At 41.7% G+C, this 20,174-nt stretch carries 18 protein-coding genes; 9 read left to right on the top strand and 9 right to left on the bottom strand.

Annotated elements, in window-relative coordinates; all coding sequences use genetic code 11:
• Window positions 1-18 precede the first annotated feature (18 nt).
• The 9 genes from IE080_RS06145 to IE080_RS06105 all read left to right on the top strand — a co-directional run bounded on the left by IE080_RS06145 (window position 19) and on the right by IE080_RS06105 (window position 9,283).
• The gene (locus tag IE080_RS06145; RefSeq protein WP_189579587.1) at window positions 19-1,635 is read left to right on the top strand and encodes an OstA-like protein; all 1,617 of its coding nucleotides are present in this window, start codon (window positions 19-21) and stop codon (window positions 1,633-1,635) included.
• A 185-nt stretch (window positions 1,636-1,820) separates the two neighbouring features.
• Entirely contained in the window at window positions 1,821-2,525 is a 705-nt protein-coding gene (locus IE080_RS06140; RefSeq protein ID WP_189579586.1) for a T9SS type A sorting domain-containing protein, read from the top strand.
• Between the two features lie 68 nt (window positions 2,526-2,593).
• Window positions 2,594-3,523 (top strand): outer membrane protein assembly factor BamD, encoded by a 930-nt coding sequence (locus tag IE080_RS06135; RefSeq protein ID WP_189579585.1) that lies wholly within the window; start codon window positions 2,594-2,596, stop codon window positions 3,521-3,523.
• A 22-nt stretch (window positions 3,524-3,545) separates the two neighbouring features.
• Window positions 3,546-3,860, top strand: coding sequence for a DNA-directed RNA polymerase subunit omega (locus IE080_RS06130; protein ID WP_189579584.1), 315 nt, complete (start codon window positions 3,546-3,548; stop codon window positions 3,858-3,860).
• Entirely contained in the window at window positions 3,860-5,068 is a 1,209-nt protein-coding gene (gene coaBC, locus IE080_RS06125; protein ID WP_189579583.1) for a bifunctional phosphopantothenoylcysteine decarboxylase/phosphopantothenate--cysteine ligase CoaBC, read from the top strand. The genes IE080_RS06130 and coaBC overlap by 1 nt, the downstream gene beginning before the upstream one ends.
• 31 nt (window positions 5,069-5,099) lie before the next feature.
• A complete protein-coding gene (porD, locus tag IE080_RS06120) occupies window positions 5,100-6,011 on the top strand; it encodes a type IX secretion system protein PorD (RefSeq protein WP_189579582.1) in 912 nt (303 codons plus the stop codon).
• A gap of 45 nt (window positions 6,012-6,056) precedes the next feature.
• Window positions 6,057-7,709: a DNA repair protein RecN gene (gene recN / locus IE080_RS06115; protein WP_189579581.1), complete on the top strand. Its 1,653-nt coding sequence runs from the start codon at window positions 6,057-6,059 to the stop codon at window positions 7,707-7,709.
• 115 nt (window positions 7,710-7,824) lie between these two features.
• A complete protein-coding gene (locus tag IE080_RS06110) occupies window positions 7,825-8,640 on the top strand; it encodes an enoyl-ACP reductase FabI (RefSeq protein ID WP_189579580.1) in 816 nt (271 codons plus the stop codon).
• Window position 8,641: 1 nt separating this feature from the next.
• Window positions 8,642-9,283 carry a DUF2911 domain-containing protein gene (locus tag IE080_RS06105; protein WP_189579579.1) on the top strand — a complete coding sequence of 214 codons (642 nt, stop codon included), beginning with the start codon at window positions 8,642-8,644 and terminating at the stop codon, window positions 9,281-9,283.
• A 43-nt stretch (window positions 9,284-9,326) separates the two neighbouring features.
• On the opposite strand, the gene truA is transcribed toward IE080_RS06105, so the two are convergent.
• The 9 genes from truA to ilvB form a co-directional block, all read right to left on the bottom strand.
• A complete protein-coding gene (truA, locus tag IE080_RS06100; RefSeq protein WP_189579578.1) occupies window positions 9,327-10,112 on the bottom strand; it encodes a tRNA pseudouridine(38-40) synthase TruA in 786 nt (261 codons plus the stop codon).
• Between the two features lie 202 nt (window positions 10,113-10,314).
• Entirely contained in the window at window positions 10,315-11,376 is a 1,062-nt protein-coding gene (gene leuB, locus IE080_RS06095) for a 3-isopropylmalate dehydrogenase (RefSeq protein WP_189579577.1), read from the bottom strand.
• Between the two features lie 24 nt (window positions 11,377-11,400).
• Window positions 11,401-12,957: a hydroxymethylglutaryl-CoA lyase-like TIM-barrel protein gene (locus IE080_RS06090; protein ID WP_189579576.1), complete on the bottom strand. Its 1,557-nt coding sequence runs from the start codon at window positions 12,955-12,957 to the stop codon at window positions 11,401-11,403.
• A 359-nt stretch (window positions 12,958-13,316) separates the two neighbouring features.
• Entirely contained in the window at window positions 13,317-13,907 is a 591-nt protein-coding gene (leuD, locus tag IE080_RS06085) for a 3-isopropylmalate dehydratase small subunit (RefSeq protein WP_189579575.1), read from the bottom strand.
• Between the two features lie 17 nt (window positions 13,908-13,924).
• Window positions 13,925-15,325 (bottom strand): 3-isopropylmalate dehydratase large subunit, encoded by a 1,401-nt coding sequence (gene leuC, locus IE080_RS06080; protein ID WP_189579574.1) that lies wholly within the window; start codon window positions 15,323-15,325, stop codon window positions 13,925-13,927.
• Between the two features lie 5 nt (window positions 15,326-15,330).
• On the bottom strand, window positions 15,331-16,839 hold the full coding sequence (locus IE080_RS06075; RefSeq protein ID WP_189579573.1) for a 2-isopropylmalate synthase: 1,509 nt from the start codon (window positions 16,837-16,839) through the stop codon (window positions 15,331-15,333).
• Window positions 16,840-16,844: 5 nt separating this feature from the next.
• Window positions 16,845-17,888 carry a ketol-acid reductoisomerase gene (gene ilvC / locus IE080_RS06070; protein ID WP_189579572.1) on the bottom strand — a complete coding sequence of 348 codons (1,044 nt, stop codon included), beginning with the start codon at window positions 17,886-17,888 and terminating at the stop codon, window positions 16,845-16,847.
• Window positions 17,889-17,898: 10 nt separating this feature from the next.
• Entirely contained in the window at window positions 17,899-18,417 is a 519-nt protein-coding gene (gene ilvN, locus IE080_RS06065; protein WP_189579571.1) for an acetolactate synthase small subunit, read from the bottom strand.
• 19 nt (window positions 18,418-18,436) lie between these two features.
• Window positions 18,437-20,119: a biosynthetic-type acetolactate synthase large subunit gene (gene ilvB / locus IE080_RS06060; protein ID WP_189579570.1), complete on the bottom strand. Its 1,683-nt coding sequence runs from the start codon at window positions 20,117-20,119 to the stop codon at window positions 18,437-18,439.
• Window positions 20,120-20,174: the final 55 nt, after the last annotated feature.

Here is a 20,174-nt window from a genome sequence, read left to right as displayed (position 1 = left end):
CGCCCTATTCAAGATCAAATGCAAAAATTCTCCCGATTACTCCTTTTCTTTTTGATTCTCCTCAGCAACCAAGTTTCCTGGAGTCAATCCGACAATCTCTTGGAAATTCAACAGGCGGAGTTGCTTCAGGGGGCCAATGGATTTGAGCGCTTGCTTTTGAATGTGCGCATGAAGCATCAAAACTCTTTGATTTATTGTGACTCGGCCCATTTTTACCGGGAAGAAAACATGGCTAAGCTCTATGGAAATGTCCGCATCGTGGATACCAAAGATCCGGTAGTCACCACAAGCCGCTATGCTGAGTATGATGGCAACACCAAGCTTGCCAAACTTCGAACAAACGTAGTTTTGAAAAATGAAGGAACTACCCTTTATACTGAATTTTTGGATTATGACAGAAGCACAGGTATAGCAAACTATTTCAATAATGGCAAAGTGGTAGACAGCACCAATGTGCTGACAAGCCGTTTTGGCACTTATGAAACAACCATAGAAAAAATCACTTTTACAGAAGATGTGGTCCTAGTCAATCCAGATTATACCCTGAAGACTAATTTCATGATTTACCGTACGATCCCCAAAACCACAGAGACGGTAGGTATCACCAATATTGTGTCCAAAGACGGGGACCGCCTCAATGCGCAAAAAGGGAGTTTTTACGATACCGTAAATAAACTTTTCCGATTCTTTGAAGGGGATGTAGAAAATGAACGAAGCAGAGTGTATGGAGATGTCTTGTACTACGATGAGGTGCAACAATACTATGAGGGCCTCAACAATGTCTCGGTACTCAACAAAGAACGTAATGTTGAGATTTTTGGTGATGAAGGAAAATATTGGGAAGACCGTAAATATAGCCTCATGTACGGCAATGCGATGGTTCAACGCTATTTTGAAAAAGACACCCTCTACATGATTGCCGACACTCTGATTTCTCAGGATAGTGAACTGGCAGAGGAGCGTTACCTCAATGCATTCAGAAATGTTCAAATGATCAAAGGTGACTTCCGAGGCAAATCTGACTCCCTTTCTTACAATTATGCAGACTCTACGGTACATTTATACCGTGATCCCATTCTTTGGAATGAAAAATCACAAATTACCGCTGATAGCATCCATTTCTTAATTGCTAATGAGGACATTGACAAGGTCTTTTTGAGAAGAAATGCTTTCAATATCACCAAAGACACGATTGGAAACTTCAATCAAATCAAGGGGCGAAGAATGACCGGATATTTCCTTGATGGGAAGATTAACCGCTTCCACATTGAAGGCAACGGGGAATCCTTGTATTTCGACCTCATCGGAGACTCTACCTTAAGAGGAATGAACAAGATCCTTTGTTCCAGCATTATGATGTTCTTCGAGGATGGAGATATCCAAAAGATCAATTGGTTGGTCAAACCAGAGGGTTCTTTTCTTCCTCCACATATGATCAAGGAAGAGGACAAGCTTCTAGAAGGATTTACTTGGAGAGAGGAAGAAAAACCATCTATGGAAGATTTTTTTGTATGGAGAACACCCAAGAGAAGGGAACAAGAAAACACGAGTTTATTTGACAGGCCTGACGTAAACATACCGCTCCCATCCGACGATGAGATACAAAAAGCATTAAATGAAAAGAATAATTATTAATGCAAAATAATATTCAAACTTGGCCAGTTTTTTGAGCGATTTTTTGGAACGACAATTCAGAAAAAATATTTCACGAAGGTTAACAAAAATTAACCCACATATTATTATTTGTACAAATCTTATTGTTAAATTTAACGTTAAACCAGTAAAGTACTTAATTCCTTACGCTTATAGAACAACTTTACATGAGACAAACCCTTCTGATATTAGCTTGCTTGCTCATGCTACCTTGGAATTCTTGGGGTCAGGTTCGTGTATTGTCCGAAAATATTGACTTTTCTGGTAAAATAGGTACTACCCAACGTAAATCACTTATTATTCAGAACGAATCAGCCCAAGCCAAAGAGTATACACTTCGAGGGTTAAAGGGCAGTGTGGGCAGTTCCCAACAATTAAAAGTTTGTTTGGGAGATAAATGCTTTGACCCTAGAAGAGAGTTAGGGAAAATCAAATTTACTTTAGGCCCAGGTGAAATCTACACGGACTTGTATTTAGAATTTGAATTAGGAATCTCTGAAGTGAGAGGTAGTTTTGACCTGCAATTCATACAGGGAACGAATAGTCGCGACATGTTTACGATAGAAGCTGTGTATGATGTGTATGCACCAAACCCAACTGAAACTATGCACAAGGATATTGCTTTAGGAGAGATTTACCCTAATCCAAGCAATAGAATTGCACAAATAGATTATGAATTCAAAAACCCAGCTGCAACTGCTAAAATTGTCTTAAATAGTTTTATTGGTAATCCGGTTGCGGAATATCAATTAAATCCACAGCAGAAGTCATTGGCCATCAATGTCTCCAATCTTAACCCTGGTGTCTATTTTTACACACTTTTTGTTGACAACAAAAATATAGTGACCAAAAAACTCGTTGTAAAGAAGTAATGACTTGACTACAAGTGTTACAGTTTGATACCAAATAAATATGCCTTATATTTGCGCCTCCAAAATTTATGAATAAGTACCTCATCCATAGTATCCTTCTGTTCAGTGTTCTAGCATTCAGTTCTTGCGGTAAGTTTTATAAACTGGAGCGCAGCACCGACTGGGAATTACTATACGAAGCAGCCAATAAGTATTATAATGAAGGAGAATACAACAAAGCCATCATTTTGTATGATAAAGTACTCCCTGTAATTCGTGGAAGCGAAAAAGCTGAATTAGCAGATTTTAATTATGCTTACAGCCATTTCCGCACTAAACGTTACATAGAGGCTGCGGGATATTTTAATACCTTCTATCAGACTTACAATCGAAGCCCATTGGCAGAGGAAGCATTGTTTATGAATGCGTACTCTTTGTACATGGATTCTCCGGACTACAATTTGGACCAAAAAAGCAGCAAGGATGCCGTAAATGCGATTCAGTTATTTATCAACCGTTTCCCACAGTCTGATTCTTACGAAAGGGCAATGACAATGATCAACGATCTTCAAGTAAGATTTGAGGAGAAAGCTTACCAAGAATCTATGCTCTATCTACGAATGACTGAGGGATTGTTTCCAGGGGATTTCTTTAGAGCCTGTATCATTAGCTTTCAGAATTTTGCCAAAAACTATCCCGATAGCAAATACAACGAGGAGCTCGCCTATAAATTAGTGGAAGTAGCTTACAAATATGGTTCAAACTCTGCCTTTGACAAAAAAGAGGAGCGTTTGAAAGAGGTATCCAAATTTGCTGATCAGTTTAAAAGAAGATACCCTGAAAGCAAATATATTTCAGTGGTCGAAAACCACGTGAAAAAATCAGAGGCCGAATTAATCGCCTACGCCAAATTGAAAAAAGAATTTGATGAGCGAAGGGCGAAGGCAGAAGCAGCTGCCGCAGAAGCAGTTAATCAGCCTGAAACAGTCACTTCAGGACCTGCAATAAATAATAACTAGAAAATCTTAACAAAAGAATACTATGGCAATCAATCCATCCATCATCACCAGAGATCTGGATAAATTAGCTGAAAAAACTGGCAATATTTACGAATCAATCCACATTGTAGGCCAGCGTGCTAAGCAAATTTCTTCTACTATGAAAGAGGAATTGAATAACAAACTTTCTGAGTTTGCTTCTACTGTTGATAATTTGGAAGAGGTATTTGAGAATAAGGAGCAAATCGAGATTTCCCGCTTCTATGAAAGAATGCCTAAGCCAAGTACCCTAGCAATGGAAGAGTTCTTGGAGCAGAAAGTTCATTTTCGTATGCCAGAAGAATCTACTGAAGGTTAATGCCATTAAAAGGTAGAAAAATCTTATTAGGAGTTACGGGAAGTATTGCTGCCTACAAAGCAGCGCATCTTACACGACTCCTTATGAAAGAAGGAGCAGAAGTGCAGATCATTATGAGCACTTCTGCTCTTGACTTTATTACCCCCTTGACCTTGGCCACGCTATCCAAAGGCCCTGTACACCATCAGTTCTATGATGCTGGCACAGGAGTTTGGACCAATCACGTGGAACTAGGCATGTGGGCTGATTTATTTTTAGTTGCTCCCATTTCTGCTAATACCTTGGCCAAATTTGCCCAAGGCATTTGTGACAATTTATTAGCGGCAACCTATCTGTCTGCCAAGTGTCCTGTAATAGTGGCACCTGCCATGGATCTAGATATGTATCTGCATCCCGCTGTGAAGGAAAACCTCAAGCGACTAGCTTCTTTTGGAAATATTATCCTAGAAGCAGAGTCTGGAGAATTAGCCTCAGGCTTGAATGGACAGGGTAGATTGATGGAACCCGAACATATTTTGGAGCATGTCATTCATTTTTTTGAACAATCACAGGACCTGAAAGGGAAAAAAGTTCTCCTTACCTCAGGTCCAACCCAAGAGGCTATTGACCCAGTACGCTTTATCTCCAATCATTCTTCTGGAAAAATGGGGGCTGCTATTGCCGAAGCTTTCGCTAATAGAGGAGCCGAAGTACATGTAATATTGGGCCATGGAGCCAAAAAGCCACAGCATGCCAATATTCAAATCACTCCGGTAAAAAGTGCTCAGGAAATGTATGAAGCAGCTTTAGCAATACACAGTGAAGCGGATATCTGCGTATTTGCAGCAGCGGTGGCAGATTATGCGCCAAAAGATGTAGCATCTGAAAAAATCAAAAAATCAGATGATCACATGCAAATCACCTTGGTCAAGAATATCGACATTGCTTATGCTTTGGGCCAAAAAAAAGCAGCTGGCCAAATTCATGTTGGCTTTGCATTAGAGACTGAAAATGAAGTCTTTCATGCAAAAAATAAATTGGCTAAGAAAAACTTTGACTTGGTAGTCTTAAACTCCATGAGAGATCAAGGAGCAGGATTCCAGCACGATACCAATAAAGTTTCCATATTCTTTAAGGATGGTAAAAGTATCGCAACAGAGACCTTGCACAAAAAAGAGGTTGCGGAACTTTTGGTGAAATGTGTGAAAGAGCTCCCAATTGAAATTTGATTCAGAATATTTCGTTAAATTCATGAGTCCAATGAAAAACATGAAATTTCTACGAATCTTCATTTCCCTTCTGTTACTATCAACTCTTGCCAATGCTCAGGAGCTCAATTTCACTGTAATCATCAATAGTGATCGCGCAAGAACTATGGAAACGAATGTCTTCCAAGACATGAAGACCAATTTCGAGCAATTCCTGAATGGAAGATCTTGGACCACGGACCAATTCAGTCCCAATGAGCGGATTAAAGGCAATATGTTGCTGACCATTGGAGATATGACCCAGGCAGGGAGCTATAACGCCACCGTACAAATCCAATCGATTCGACCCGTCTTTGGCACCAATTACGAGACTATGGTATTGAACTTTATCGATCGAAACTGGACTTTTGAATACATTGCCTCCCAGCCCATTGAATTCAACCGTTTCTCTTTTTTGAATAATATCAGTTCTCTATTGTCATACTACGCTTACATAGCTTTAGGCTTTGATTACGATAGCTTTTCTTTAAGAGGTGGCGATCCTTATTTTGAAATCGCCAACAACATTGTAAACAATGCTCAATCCTCTAACAGACCTGGATGGACTCCAAGCAATAATGACCGGAGAAATAGACATGCCCTGATTACTGACGTGTATACATCATCAGTTATGTCACCAATCCGGGAATCCATTTATTTATACCATAGAAAAGGCCTGGATTTATTATTAACAAAACCAGATGAGGCCTATAAAAATATCATTGCTGCACTGAAATTAATCGGGGAAGCCAATCAAATTCAGCCAAATAGTATCCTGACAATCGCTTTTATGGATGCAAAAAGTGAGGAAATTAGTAATATTTTGAGAACAGCTCCTATGGAAGTGCGAACAGAAGCGGTTGCATTGTTGTTAAAAATTGACCCTACCAATGCAAAAAGATACAATGATATCTTAAAAGGCTAGGCCCGATTTTACTAGATTTGTTTTTTCAAAAGCCCTGTTTCTGACATGCTCACATCCCTCAGTATTCAAAATTATGCATTGATTCAAAGCTTGGAAATGCATCCAAGCCCTGCCCTCAATATGATTACAGGTGAAACAGGTGCCGGTAAATCCATTATGCTTGGAGCAGTGGGGCTATTACTTGGCAATCGGGCAGATGTCAAAACACTCCATGACCCTGAAAGCAAATGTGTGGTAGAGGGAGTTTTTGAAATCGGTTCCTATGCACTCCAAGGCTTTTTTGAAAATCATGACTTGGACTATGAAAAAGAATGCATTATCCGTAGAGAAATCAGTCCCGCAGGTAAATCCAGGGCTTTCATCAATGACACCCCCGTAGTCTTAGATGTCTTGAAAGAGTTGGGGAAATTCCTGATGGACGTACATTCCCAACATGATACGCTGATGCTTGGCGATGGAAGCTATCAACTATCCCTGATCGATGCTTATGCTGCTACTCAGGTAGAGCTGCAACAGTATCAGGAAGCTTTTGCAACTTTTGAACAAACCAAAAAAGCCTTACGAAGCCTAGAGAAAGAAGCCCAAGACTTACAAAAAGAGGCAGACTTCAATAGGTTTCAGCTGGAAGAACTTTCCAGTCTTCAGTTGCAAGCAGATGAACAAGCATTTTTGGAAGAAGAGCAGGAAATCCTTGAAAATGCTGAGGAAATCAAAAGTAAAATCCAGGAAGTATTGCATCAGTTGGAGGATGAACAATTTGGAGCAGTCCGAACCCTATCGCTTGCTACCAATGGACTCTCGCATTTAAGTAAACTAACGCATAAATTCGAACCTTTACACGAGCGCTTACAGTCAGTCTGGATTGAGTTGAAGGATATTGCAGCTAGCTTGGAAGAAGAAGACCACAAAATTGAGGTTGACTTTGATAAGCTAGCGCAAGTACGGGATAGGTTAAGCAAAATCTATCACCTACAAAAGAAACATGGCATGGACTCTATTGCAGGCTTAATGGCATTGGAAGAAAGCCTTTCCGAAAAGGTATTTAAAGTTGAAAACTTGGATGAATCTCTTGAAAAGCTTCAGAAGAAACTTCAAGAGCAAGAAAAGCAATTGCTAGCCGCTGGAAAGAAACTTTCGGACAAACGAGCCAAGGCATTTGATCCATTTGCCAAAGAACTTACGCAGCTATTGCATCAATTGGGTATGGAAAATGCGGTGATTCATGTTCAGGTCAGCAGTATTTCTCCAAGCCAAACAGGCTTAGATCAGTTGGAGGTCTTATTCTCAGCCAACAAAGGGGTGAAGCCGCAGGCCTTAAAGCAGGTAGCCTCCGGAGGAGAATTTTCACGCTTGATTTTTGCCATCAAGTATATCATGGCCGATAAAATGGCCTTACCAACCTTGATTTTTGATGAGATTGACACAGGTGTTTCCGGTGAAGTCGCTCTCAAAATGGTCAAAATGATGCAAAATATTGCCGAAAAACATCAGGTCATCTGCATTTCCCATTTGCCGCAGGTTGCTGCGAAAGGTGAACACCATTACTTTGTCTATAAAGATCACAGTGCTGCCAAAACAATCAGTAAAATGAAATTACTGGAAAAAGAGGAGCGCATAGCCACCATCGCACAAATGATCGCAGGTGCCAATCCTTCAGAATCAGCTTTTGAGAGCGCCAAGGAACTCCTGCAAAACTGATTTTAAGCTATCCAAGCATTGGAAGCAATTTAGGATTAGACATAGATGGCATCACTTCTAGTTTTTTTAGCTATTTTTACCGATTAATCTACGTAACCAACCAAATACACATACAATGGCTGAAAATTTACTGAAAGGAAAAGTAGGCATCATCACCGGCGCCTTGGATGAGAATTCAATCGCTTGGAAAACTGCGGTGAAAGCACATGAGCAAGGAGCAAAGTTTGTTTTGACCAACGCCCCTATTGCCATGAGAATGGGCGCTATCAAAGAATTGGCGGAGCAATGCAATACCATCGTCATCCCTGCTGACGCTACTTCCTTGGAAGATTTGGAAAAACTTTATGCAGAAGCAAAAGAATACTTAGGAGGAAATTTCGACTTTTTGCTGCACTCTATCGGTATGTCTCCTAATATCCGTAAAGGCAGAAGCTATGGAGACTTAAATTATGACTGGGTGAACAAATCCTACGATGTATCTGCTATCTCTTTTCATAAAATGATGCATGTGGCTGAGAAGATGGATATCATGAATGAGTGGGGTTCCATCATGGGACTATCCTACATTGCTGCTCAGAGAGTGTATCCTTTCTACACAGATATGGCGGATGCTAAGGCATTGTTGGAAAGCATTGCAAGAGGATATGGCTATCGATTCGGAAAAATGAAAAAAGTACGTGTCAACACCATCTCCCAATCTCCAACCAAAACTACTGCTGGAACTGGTATCGGAGGATTTGATACCTTCTACAACTTTGCAGATAAAATGTCTCCACTAGGTAATGCATCTGCAGAAGCTTGTGCAGACTATATCATCACCATGTTCTCGGACTTAACAAAGTATGTGACCATGCAGAATCTTTTCCACGATGGAGGGTATTCTACCACAGGTATTTCTGAAGAATTGATGGATCAGTTTAAAGATTTATAAGATGAAAAAATTATTTGTCGGAGTTTTGGCCCTTGCTTTTGCAGGCCTATTTGCTTGTAGCAGTCAGGAAACAAACAATGAATTAGAGGTTGAAATCGTTGAAGCAGAGCTTAGCAACCTTGAAAAAGAACACTTACTGGAACGTGTGGCCTATGCAGACAGTGTGAATGCAGGGCTAATCGAGGACACCTTCAAAGGTAGTGCTCGTAGAGAGGCATCAGCAAGCATGGGAGGAACTGATATTACCGTTAATTATGGTTCACCGGGTGTTCGTGGCCGAGTTATCTGGAATGGCTTAGTTTCTTATGACCAAGTATGGGTATCAGGTTCACATTGGGCTACGGCAGTAACTTTCTCCAAGGATGTTACGATTAATGGTGTAACGGTTCCAGCAGGCATGTATGGATTTTTCACCATCCCTGGCAGAGAAGAGTGGACATTGATTTTGAACAAGGTCTATGACCAGCATTTAGCCGATGAGTATGATGAGGCAGAAGATGTGGTAAGGGTAAAGGTAACACCGGAAACACTTGACAATCCTGTGCAACGCTTGACCTACGAAATATTAATGGCAGGTGATTCAGAAGTTGAGATTGCCCTCTCTTGGGACACCATAAGAGTTCGGATGCCCGTAAGCCTGTAAGACTTTAAAAAAAAGCTACTCTTTTTTTGAGTAGCTTTTTTTATTAAACTCTGAACACAATTCTTTCCAACACCAATCCATTTGCTGGTGCAGTAGGAGCAATAGGTGATTTCTCTTGACTTTTTAAGGCATCTGCAAGTCCTTCTTTGCTTACTTTTCCAGCACCCAAATCCACCAAAGCCTGCACCATGATTCGAATTTGATAGCGCAAAAAACCGGCACCACGAAACTTGATTAGTATGGATTTTTCTGGAAAGTTGCTAGTTCCGGCCAATGGGTGTACTTGTACTTCCGCATCTAAAATCTCTCGCTCGTAGTCATCAGTAACCTTGTCAACCGAACAAAATCGTCTAAAATCGTGCTTCCCAATAAAGATTTTAATAGCTTCTTTCATTTCCTCTACTGCTAAATCTTCTGGAAAGAAACTAAGCGTACCCGCATGAAATGGATGAAATTTTTCCCCATAAGCCAAGTGATAGTGGTATTCTTTACTAGCTACATCCTGAATGATATTGAAAGAAGTATCCATTTCCGTTCCAGCTCCTAATCGAATATCGGGAGGTAAGTTACGGTTAAACACTTCATGAATATGTTCTAAGTTTTCAATCTCCGTGGCTACATACAAACAGAAATAAGCCTGATTGGCCGAAACTCCCGCATCTGTCCTACTTGCCCCTAAGGTTCTGAAATCTTTATGCCCCAATACATATCGGATGCTTCGCTCCAAAGTTCCTTGTACAGTTTTGGCATTATTTTGCTTAGCCCACCCTGCATAGCGTAGCCCTAGGTATTGAATGGGAAAGCGGTAGATAAAGGGGCGGGTCTGCATAAATAAAGGAATTGGATTTATTCAAAAGTACAGGATTTGATTCCTTGCTGCAAATTTGAAAAAATGCTGAACCATTGAAGAGATTTTAGCTAAGTAATTTGTGCGTAATTGAGCTTCCTCTTATTAAAAAAATGGATGGCTGGGCTAGAAAAAACTTTTCCAAAGTTTGAAACTTTGGAAAAGTTTTCCCTATCCAACTTCCTTATAAATTAGCAGCCAACCAATCCCCCACTTCCGAGGTCTTGTAAGCCTTGCCACCATCTGCAATATCTTCGGTTACTACGCCTGCTGCTAAAGATGCGTTAACAACTGCTGCAATAGCCTCTGCTTCTGCTTTCAGTCCAAAGGCATACTCAAACATCATAGCAGCTGAAAGCACTGTTGCCAATGGATTGGCGATATCTTTACCCGCAGCTTGTGGATAAGATCCATGAATGGGCTCAAAAAGCTTATTTTCTACACCCAAGGATGCAGACGGCATTAAGCCCATAGAACCTGAAATTACCGAAGCCTCGTCGGTCAAAATATCCCCAAATAAATTTTCAGTAATCAATACATCGTATGCCTTTGGCCACTGAATCAAGCGCATCGCTACGGCATCCACAAATTCATATTCAACTTTTACATCTGGATATTCTGGAGCTATCTCCTGTACAGTTTCCCTCCACAAGCGGGACGTCGCCAATACATTCGCCTTATCCACACATGTTAGATGCTTTCTACGCTTCTGAGCTGCCTCAAAACCCATACGGGCCAAGCGGGCTATTTCTTCTTTGGAATATACATTGGTATCAAAAGCCTTAGTCCCTTGCTCGTTTCTCCCTCTAGGCTCACCAAAATAAATCCCCCCAGTCAATTCTCTAAAAAATACAAAATCAACCCCCTCTACTCGCTCCAACTTTAGTGGAGATTTGTGGATCAACGAAGGAAATGTAAACGTAGGTCTGACATTGGCAAATAAACCGAGCTTTTGGCGCATACGAAGCAATCCTTGCTCAGGTCTTACTTTTGCTTTTGGATCATTGTCATATTTCGGATCTCCAATAGCCCCAAACAATACCGCATCCGCCCGAAGACATACATCATGGGTAGAATCAGGATAAGGGTCACCCTCCAAGTCAATGGCCGCAGCACCAACTGGTGCTTCTTCAAAACTTACCTCATGTCCAAAATTCTCGGCTACTGCCTTTACAACTTTTACTGCCTGAGCAATGACTTCGGGTCCGATGCCGTCACCTGGCAGCAATGCGATTTTCATTTCCATAGTCGCTTGTATTTTCTAAGTTTTTTATGCTAATGTTTTAACTGTAGTTTTGGAAGGAGCTAGCTGCTCCATAATATTGAGCATTTTTTCGGTCGCTTTCAAAGCTGCCACCGTCTGATCCGAATCCAATCCCTTGGTTTTAAATATTCTTCCCATCTCCCAAGTAATGATTGTTTCCACGAAGGCATCCGTTTTTCCACCTGGGGGAATACTCACCTGATAGTTGATCAATTTGGGTAATTCTTTATTCAGGGATTTGTAAATTTTCTTGATGGCTTTCATAAACGCATCAAACTGCCCATCGCCAGTACCTGATTCTTCGAAAGCCTCTCCATAAACCAATAATTTTACTTGGGCAGATGGACGTAGGCCTTTTGAATGGCTGAGATTATAACTTTCAATATGAATATGCTGATCAATAGAGGTGTGCTGCAAGACATCAGAAATAATGTAAGGCAAATCCTCTGTTGTAACCCGTTCTTTTTTATCCCCCAATTCAATGATGCGCTGAGTTACTTTAGCTAAGTCATCCTTTTCCAAGGATATCCCTAACTCCTGTAAATTTTTAAGAATGTTAGCTTTACCTGAAGTCTTACCAAGGGCATATTTGCGCTGTCTTCCAAAGCGCTCCGGCATCAGATCATTGAAATAAAGATTCTTTTTATTATCCCCATCCGCATGAATCCCAGCAGTTTGGGTAAAGACATTCTCTCCTACCACCGGTTTATTAGCGGGAATATGTTGACCTGAAAACTGTTCAACCAGCTTGCTTACTCTGAAAACTTTATTCTCCCGTACATTACATTTGAAATCGGTGAAGTCCTTGATCACTGCAATTACAGACTCTAAAGGGGCGTTGCCTGCACGTTCTCCCAAGCCATTAACGGTGGTATGAATACCACTGATGCCACTGAAAATAGCCTCTAATACATTAGAAACAGAGAGATCATAATCGTTGTGCGCATGAAAATCAAAGTGGGTATCCTGGAATTCAGAAGTTATGAGTTTGATAAAGTGAGAAACCTCCTTAGGTGAAAGCAAGCCCAAGGTATCGGGCAACATGACCCTTCTAACATTCAGTTTCGCCAACATGCCTATCAAATCCATGGTATACTCCATAGAATTCCGCATACCATTAGACCAATCCTCCAGATATACATTTACGGTAACACCCTTGGAGCGGGCATATGTGACACTGCGATGAATATCTTCAAAATGCTGGTCTTGGGTTTTGCGTAGCTGATGCACCAGGTGGTTCATAGAACCCTTGGTGAGCAAATTCATCACGCGCCCACCTGCTTCCACTATCCAATCCACAGAAGACGGGGTATCGACAAATCCCAATACCTCCACCCGGTCCAACAATCCTTTTTCCTTAGCCCATTGCGTAATTTTTTTCACTCCCTCCATCTCTCCGTCGGATACTTTGGCTGAAGCCACCTCAATGCGGTCTACATTGAGTTCTTCCAAAAGGAGTTTGGCAATCTGTAATTTCTCAGAAGGCAAAAAGGAAACCCCCGAGGTCTGTTCCCCATCCCGAAGGGTGGTGTCCATGATTTCTATTTTTCGTTGATTTCCCATTGGTAGTTAGCAGTGAGCAATAAATAAATTAGGAATGTAAAATGATGAATTTTGAATTAGTGAATAGTGAACAGTGAGTAGTGAGCAATTGATTTAGTGAGTAGTTGATTAGTGATTAGTGATTGAAGTACAAAGACCTACTTGGTTCTTCGTACTTGGTACTTGGTACATTTTAGTGATTAGTTGATTGAGTAATTGGTTATGTCTCGTCCTGAAATTACTTGCCACTTTCTCTAAGAATAATTCTCTTATTTACAAACCACTATTATTTCGCCGATAGGCATATTTCAACTTATTTCGCGCAAGCATATTTCATTCTTGACTCTTAAGTCTAATCTCTCGCATCTCGCTTCTAATCCTCATCCTTTCATCTCAAACTCCCGTATCTCTTCCTGTATATTCAACAAGTAATCAATATCATCGAATCCGTTCTGCATGTTTTCCTTTTTGTAGGCATTGATATCGAAGGTTTCGGATGCTCCGGTGGAATTGAGTGTGATGGTTTGTTGGGCTATGTCTACGGTAATTTCTGTGCTAGGATCGGCTTCTACAGCGTCGAATAATTGTTGCGCAAAGCCTGCACTAACGGTTACCGGAAGTACTCCGATATTCAAACAGTTATTTTTGAAAATATCTGCAAAGAAGGAAGAAACCACACAGCGGAAACCATAATCATATAGTGCCCAGACTGCGTGTTCTCGGCTGGAACCTGAACCGAAATTTTTCCCGGCTAACAGGATTTTTCCACTGTAAGTAGGATTGTTCAACACGAAATCGGGTTTAGGATTTCCTTCCACATCGTATCTCCAATCACGAAATAAGTTATCTCCAAAACCTTCCCGCTCGGTTGCTTTCAGGAAACGGGCAGGGATGATTTGATCGGTATCTACATTTTCAGCCGGTAGAGGAACTACCGTACTGGTCAAGGTATTAAATTTATCGTAAGGCATAATGTTGTCTTTGGGGTTTAGAATACTTCACGTGGATCAGCAATCACACCAGTAACTGCTACTGCTGCAACTGTTAATGGACTAGCCAATAAAGTCCTTGCACCAGGTCCCTGTCTTCCTTCAAAATTTCTATTGGAAGTAGAGACCGCATATTTCCCAGCAGGAATTTTATCATCATTCATTGCCAAGCAAGCCGAACAACCCGGTTGACGCAGTTCAAAACCTGCTTCCTCCAAGATTTTCACCAAGCCTTCTTCATGGGCCAATTTTTCAACCTCCCTTGAACCCGGCACAATCCAAGCAGTGATGTTAGCTGCTTTTTTCTTGCCCTTGACAAATCCAGCAACAGCACGGATATCTTCTATGCGACCATTGGTACAACTTCCCACAAATACATAATCCACTTTTTTGCCTTTGATAGGTTCATCTGGAGCGAAGCCCATATACTCCAAAGACTTAAGGAAACTCGTTTTGTTACTTCCCTCTAGCAAATCAGCATTAGGAATTCGGTCTTTGACTTTGATCCCCATACCAGGGTTAGTCCCGTAAGTGATCATCGGTTCGATATCCGCAGCATCGTAGTGATACTCTAGATCAAACTCAGCACCATCATCAGTTTTTAAAGATTCCCAATGCGCAACTGCCTGCTCCCAAGCTTCTCCCTGTGGCGCATATCGCTTGCCTTTGAGATAAGCATAGGTAGTCTGATCAGGAGCAATGAGTCCTCCTCTCGCCCCCATTTCAATGCTCATATTACAAATAGTCATTCGGGCTTCCATGCTGAGATTGGTAATAGCAGAACCTGCATATTCTACAAAATACCCTGTAGCTCCGGCAGCAGAAATTTTAGATATGATGTACAGGATGATGTCCTTGGATGTTACTCCTTTCCCTAATTCACCATCTACTGTAATTCGCATTTTCTTAGGCTTCACCTGCATAATGCACTGCGTAGCCAATACCATCTCCACTTCAGAGGTACCAATACCAAATGCAATAGCTCCAAAGGCACCGTGGGTAGATGTATGGGAGTCACCACAGACAATGGTCATCCCGGGTTGAGTCACTCCTAATTCAGGTCCAATCACATGGACAATGCCATGATGGGCTGAACCCAAGTCATGCAATTCAATCCCGTGCTTTTTACAGTTATCACGCAGCTTTTCTACCTGCATACGGGATAGTTTGTCTTTGATGGTTTTATCCTGATCAACTGTAGGAACATTGTGATCAGGGGTTGCAATCGTTCTGTCAGGGTACATGACGCCTATTCCTCTTTTTTCCAAATTCAAAAAGGCAACAGGACTGGTTACTTCATGTATAAAATGCTTATCGATAAAAAAAACGTCCGGTCCATTAGGAACAGAGCGCACCACATGAGCATCCCAAATTTTATCAAATAATGTTTTCTTTTCCATGGTATTTATTGGGTCACTTTTTCTTTGACAGGTATTTTATTTAATGCATCCACAAATGCTTGTGCCGATGCTAAGACAATGTCATGATTGGAAGCAAATCCATGATAGGGCTTCTCTCCCTGCATCAAGCGCATATGAACCTTGGCCACATCATCGCTACCTGCCGTGATTGCTTGAATGAGGAATTCTTCCAAAACATAGGTTGGCTGTACAATTTTTTCAATCGCCTTCAAGACCGCATCCACTGGACCATTTCCAGAGGATTCCGATTTATGGGATACATCTCCTACCTTTAATTGAACTTCTGCTTTGATAGAACCATTAGACTGATAGTGAACTGATTCCAACTCTATGAAGGAAGACTCATCCAAGTATTTACCAACCAAGGCAAGTAAGTCTTTTGGTCCTATATCACGCTTTTTATCAGCCAATAACAAGAAATCTTCATAAACTTCTCTCAATGCTTCTCCCTCTAATTCTACCCCCAAAGAATCTAAATGATGTTTGAGTGCTGCTCTACCGGAACGGGCTGTCAGAACAATGGACGACTCATGTACACCCACTTCCTTAGGATCCATGATTTCATAATTCTCCCGATGCTTCAATACTCCATCTTGGTGGATACCCGAAGAGTGGGCAAATGCATTTCTCCCAACGATGGCCTTATTTGGCTGCACCGGCATATTCATCAACTTGGAAATCAACCGGCTGGTACCGTAAATTCTCTCGGTTTGAATGTCCGTATGCACCGGAATGCTTTGATGACATTTGATAGCCATCACCACTTCTTCTAAAGAAGTATTTCCTGCACGCTCTCCGATACCGTTAATGGTCAACTCCGCCTGTCTTGCTCCATGCTGAATACCGGCTATTGTATTAGCTGTTGCCATTCCCAAGTCGTTATGACAATGGGTGGAAATAATTGCCTTATCAATATTGGAAACATGTTCCTTGAGGTAGCGGATGATTGCTCCATATTGCTCGGGTAGACAATACCCTGTAGTATCCGGAATATTCACCACAGTTGCGCCGGCCTTGATGGCCTGCTCGATGATTTGAGCAAGAAATGGCAACTCAGCCCTTCCGGCGTCTTCTGCATAAAACTCTACATCCTCCACAAATCGCTTGGCAAATTTTACTGCCTTGACTCCCCGCTCGATAATATCCTCAGGTGTGGAGCGCAATTTGTATTGGATATGGTAGGGAGACACACCAATACCCGTGTGTATTCTCCCTTTTTTGGCATATTTCAATGCCGCAGCAGCTACTTCGATATCCTTCTCCACCGCACGGGAGAGCGCACAGATGATAGGATTAGAAACTGCCTTTGAAATTTCCACTACCGAATTGAAATCCCCCGGGCTGGATATTGGAAATCCTGCCTCAATGATATCAACCCCTAATGCTTCCAAAGCTTGTGCTACCACTATCTTTTCCTGGGTATTTAGCTGACAACCAGGTACCTGCTCTCCATCTCGGAGGGTGGTATCAAATATCCATAGCTTTTCACTCATGATACTTAATTATTTTCTGGTCTCAATTGTCTGACGACGGCACCTGCCTGCCACATTTCTGACTCTCTCAATTCTTTCAATTCTTCTTCCAACTTTTCACGATAATCTGCCTTGGAGTTAGAGTCAATTGATTTCTGAGCTTCTTGACCTGTTTTTACACTGTTATACAACTCTTCAAATACTGGCTTGGTCGCATCTCTGAAAGGCTTCCACCAATCCAAAGCACCTCTTTGGGCTGTGGTAGAACAGTTGGCATACATCCAATCCATCCCGTTTTCAGCCACCAATGGCATCAAGCTTTGAGTCAATTCTTCTACGGTCTCATTGAATGCCTCCGAAGGTGTATGACCATTTGCTCTTAACACTTCATATTGTGCTGCAAAAATTCCTTGAATAGCTCCCATCAAGGTCCCTCTTTCACCTGTTAAGTCAGAGGTAACTTCTCTATAGAAGTCTGTTTCAAACAAATAGCCTGAACCCACTCCAATACCCAAGGCAACCACTCGATCTTTTGCTTTTCCAGTAGCATCCTGATAGATAGCATACGATGAATTAAGGCCTCTACCTTCCACAAACATTCTTCTCAAAGAAGTACCAGAACCTTTAGGAGCGACCAAAATCACGTCTACATCCGCAGGAGGGATGATGCCTGTTTTTTCTTTGTAAGTAATCCCAAATCCATGGGAGAAATACAAGGCCTTCCCCGGAGAAAGATACTTTTTAACCGTAGGCCAAAGGGTAATCTGACCAGCGTCAGAAAGCAAAAACTGTATGATAGTTCCTTTTTGGCAAGCTTCTTCGATTTCGAATAGCGTCTCACCGGGAACCCATCCATCAGCTACTGCTTTGTCCCAAGTCTTGGAATTTTTACGTTGGCCAACGATGACCTTGAAGCCATTGTCTTTGAGATTCAATGCCTGACCAGGCCCCTGAACACCATAACCGATGACAGCAATTACCTCATCTTTCAATACTTCTTTGGCCTTCTCTAAAGGAAATTCCTCTCGTGTGACAACATTTTCTTCTACTGATCCGAATTTCAGTTTCATAGTGTTAGTGTTAATGATTATAGGTTTGATTATTTAAATATTCTTGAACAGAGAACTTAGGCTTGGCAATGGCAACTCTGCCTGACCTACTAAATTCCAATAAATTGAATGGTTTGAGTATCTCTAGTAATGCTTGTGTATCCTGTTTGTGCCCGGTAAATTCCACCACTACAAATTCCTTTTCTGCGGCAATAATATGGGCGTTAAATTGACGGATGACTTTCTCCAATCCCGGATCCAAACTTTCGGTAGGAACTTTGTACAAAGCGATTTCCTGATAGACTACTTCATCATCTTTGAAATAATAGGCCTTGATTACGTCTACGATTTTCTCGATTTGGCCTGCGAGGTGTACCATTTGCTGTTCTGTAACAGAAACCTCCATGGTAATTTTATGGATACCTTCTAGCCTACTTTCAGAAGCAGTCAAAGCATCAATATTGATTCCCCTTCTCGTGAAAATGATTGTGATTCGATTCAGAATCCCAATAAAATTTTCCGTGTATATAAGTATGGTATAGCGATTCATAGTGTTGTGAGGATAGAGCTTAGCTTAATCTTACTTCTTCCACAGAGCAGCCCGTGGCAATCATTGGAAATACATTATCTTCTTTTTCCACCACTACTTCTAGGAAGAATGGCCCTTGATGAAGCATCATTTCTGCAACAGCCGCTTCTAAGTCTTCCCGTTCGGTGACTTTACGCGCTTGGATTTTATAAGCTTCCGCAATTTTGATGAAATCTGGATTTTCCAATTCCGTGAAGGAATAGCGCTTGTCAAAAAAGAGCTGCTGCCATTGGCGTACCATTCCCAAATAGTTGTTGTTGAGCAAGACTACTTTCACCGGAGCCTTGGTCTGCATAATGGTTCCTAATTCCTGAATGGTCATTTGAATACCACCATCCCCTACCACACAAATCACTTGCTTGGAATAATCGTGTAACTGAGCTCCCAAGGCAGCAGGCAAAGCAAATCCCATGGTGCCAAGACCTCCCGAAGTGACCTGAGTACGACTCGTTTTGTAATCAAAATATCTCCACGCAATCATCTGATGCTGTCCTACATCCGTTACCAGAATCGCATCATCCTCTTTAAACTTATTGATGATATGGATCACTTCGCCCATATGCAAGCCCCCTTGAGTAGCATGCAGGTCATGGATGACTACAGCTTCTTTTTCTTCTTTTTCCAACTCTCTGAAGCGGTCCATCCAAGATTCATGGGAATTTTCCTTTACGGCAGCAGTCAGGAGTGCCAAACTATCCTTGCAGTCACCCTGAATAGCAACCGTGCAAGCAACATTTTTATTGATTTCACTTGGGTCCAATTCGAGGTGGATCACTTTGGCTTGTTTGGCATAGCGTTTCAAATCCCCAGTCACCCGGTCATCAAATCGCATTCCGACAGCGATAAGGACATCGCATTGATTGGTCAATAGATTAGGGGCATAATTTCCGTGCATACCCAATTTACCCACGTAGCTAGGATGTTCTTCCGATAAAGCTCCCGAACCGAGTAAAGTTGATGCTGCGGGGATTCCTGTTTTATCTAAAAAAGCCTTTAATTCCGATTCTGCCTGAGCTAAAATCACCCCTTGTCCAAACAAGACATAGGGCTTTTCCGCCGCATCAATCAAAGCCGCTGCGGCGTTCACCGCACTTTGATCGATTTTGACATAGGGCCTATAAGAGCGAACGCCTAAGCAAGGAACATAATTATACTCCCCAAACTCCACTTGTGCATTTTTGGTGATATCTACCAAAACAGGGCCCGGTCTTCCTGATCTCGCAATCAAAAATGCTTTAGCAATGGCAGGTGCAATGTCTTCTACTCTCCTAACCTGTATATTCCATTTGGTACCAGGCATGGAAAGACCTACCACATCCGTTTCCTGAAAAGCATCTGTACCCAACAAATGAGCTGCCACTTGGCCAGTGATACAGACGAGAGGCGTACTATCTATCTGTGCATCTGCTAAACCAGTAATCAGATTGGTAGCACCTGGTCCCGAAGTAGCTAAAACCACTCCAACTTTACCTGAGACTCGGGCATAACCCTGTGCTGCATGGATGGCACCTTGTTCATGTCGCGTCAATACGTGCTTGATGCGATCGCTGTAATCATACAAAGCATCATACACTGGCATGATGGCCCCTCCAGGATATCCGAAAATAAATTCGGCATTTTCCTCTATGAGGGATTTTACTACGATATCGGCTCCTCTGATCATGGTATGGTGGAGTTAGATGGATAGGTTATAAGTAAGTTTACTAGTCTTTAGTGTG

The sequence above is a fragment of the Mongoliitalea lutea genome, from assembly GCF_014652135.1.
GTDB classification, from domain to species: domain Bacteria; phylum Bacteroidota; class Bacteroidia; order Cytophagales; family Cyclobacteriaceae; genus Mongoliitalea; species Mongoliitalea lutea.
The sequence above is the reverse complement of the archived record's forward strand: the minus strand, read 5'-3'. Positions and strand labels throughout refer to the sequence as shown.

Excerpts from the sequence above, each read along its gene's own strand:
- IE080_RS06145 (WP_189579587.1), top strand. The coding sequence starts at position 19 with ATGCAAAAATTCTCCCGATTACTCCTTTTCTTTTTGATTCTCCTCAGC.
- IE080_RS06140 (WP_189579586.1), top strand. The coding sequence starts at position 1,821 with ATGAGACAAACCCTTCTGATATTAGCTTGCTTGCTCATGCTACCTTGG.
- IE080_RS06135 (WP_189579585.1), top strand. The coding sequence starts at position 2,594 with ATGAATAAGTACCTCATCCATAGTATCCTTCTGTTCAGTGTTCTAGCA.
- IE080_RS06130 (WP_189579584.1), top strand. The coding sequence starts at position 3,546 with ATGGCAATCAATCCATCCATCATCACCAGAGATCTGGATAAATTAGCT.
- coaBC (WP_189579583.1), top strand. The coding sequence starts at position 3,860 with ATGCCATTAAAAGGTAGAAAAATCTTATTAGGAGTTACGGGAAGTATT.
- porD (WP_189579582.1), top strand. The coding sequence starts at position 5,100 with ATGAAAAACATGAAATTTCTACGAATCTTCATTTCCCTTCTGTTACTA.
- recN (WP_189579581.1), top strand. The coding sequence starts at position 6,057 with ATGCTCACATCCCTCAGTATTCAAAATTATGCATTGATTCAAAGCTTG.
- IE080_RS06110 (WP_189579580.1), top strand. The coding sequence starts at position 7,825 with ATGGCTGAAAATTTACTGAAAGGAAAAGTAGGCATCATCACCGGCGCC.
- IE080_RS06105 (WP_189579579.1), top strand. The coding sequence starts at position 8,642 with ATGAAAAAATTATTTGTCGGAGTTTTGGCCCTTGCTTTTGCAGGCCTA.
- truA (WP_189579578.1), bottom strand. The coding sequence starts at position 10,112 with ATGCAGACCCGCCCCTTTATCTACCGCTTTCCCATTCAATACCTAGGG.
- leuB (WP_189579577.1), bottom strand. The coding sequence starts at position 11,376 with ATGGAAATGAAAATCGCATTGCTGCCAGGTGACGGCATCGGACCCGAA.
- IE080_RS06090 (WP_189579576.1), bottom strand. The coding sequence starts at position 12,957 with ATGGGAAATCAACGAAAAATAGAAATCATGGACACCACCCTTCGGGAT.
- leuD (WP_189579575.1), bottom strand. The coding sequence starts at position 13,907 with ATGCCTTACGATAAATTTAATACCTTGACCAGTACGGTAGTTCCTCTA.
- leuC (WP_189579574.1), bottom strand. The coding sequence starts at position 15,325 with ATGGAAAAGAAAACATTATTTGATAAAATTTGGGATGCTCATGTGGTG.
- IE080_RS06075 (WP_189579573.1), bottom strand. The coding sequence starts at position 16,839 with ATGAGTGAAAAGCTATGGATATTTGATACCACCCTCCGAGATGGAGAG.
- ilvC (WP_189579572.1), bottom strand. The coding sequence starts at position 17,888 with ATGAAACTGAAATTCGGATCAGTAGAAGAAAATGTTGTCACACGAGAG.
- ilvN (WP_189579571.1), bottom strand. The coding sequence starts at position 18,417 with ATGAATCGCTATACCATACTTATATACACGGAAAATTTTATTGGGATT.
- ilvB (WP_189579570.1), bottom strand. The coding sequence starts at position 20,119 with ATGATCAGAGGAGCCGATATCGTAGTAAAATCCCTCATAGAGGAAAAT.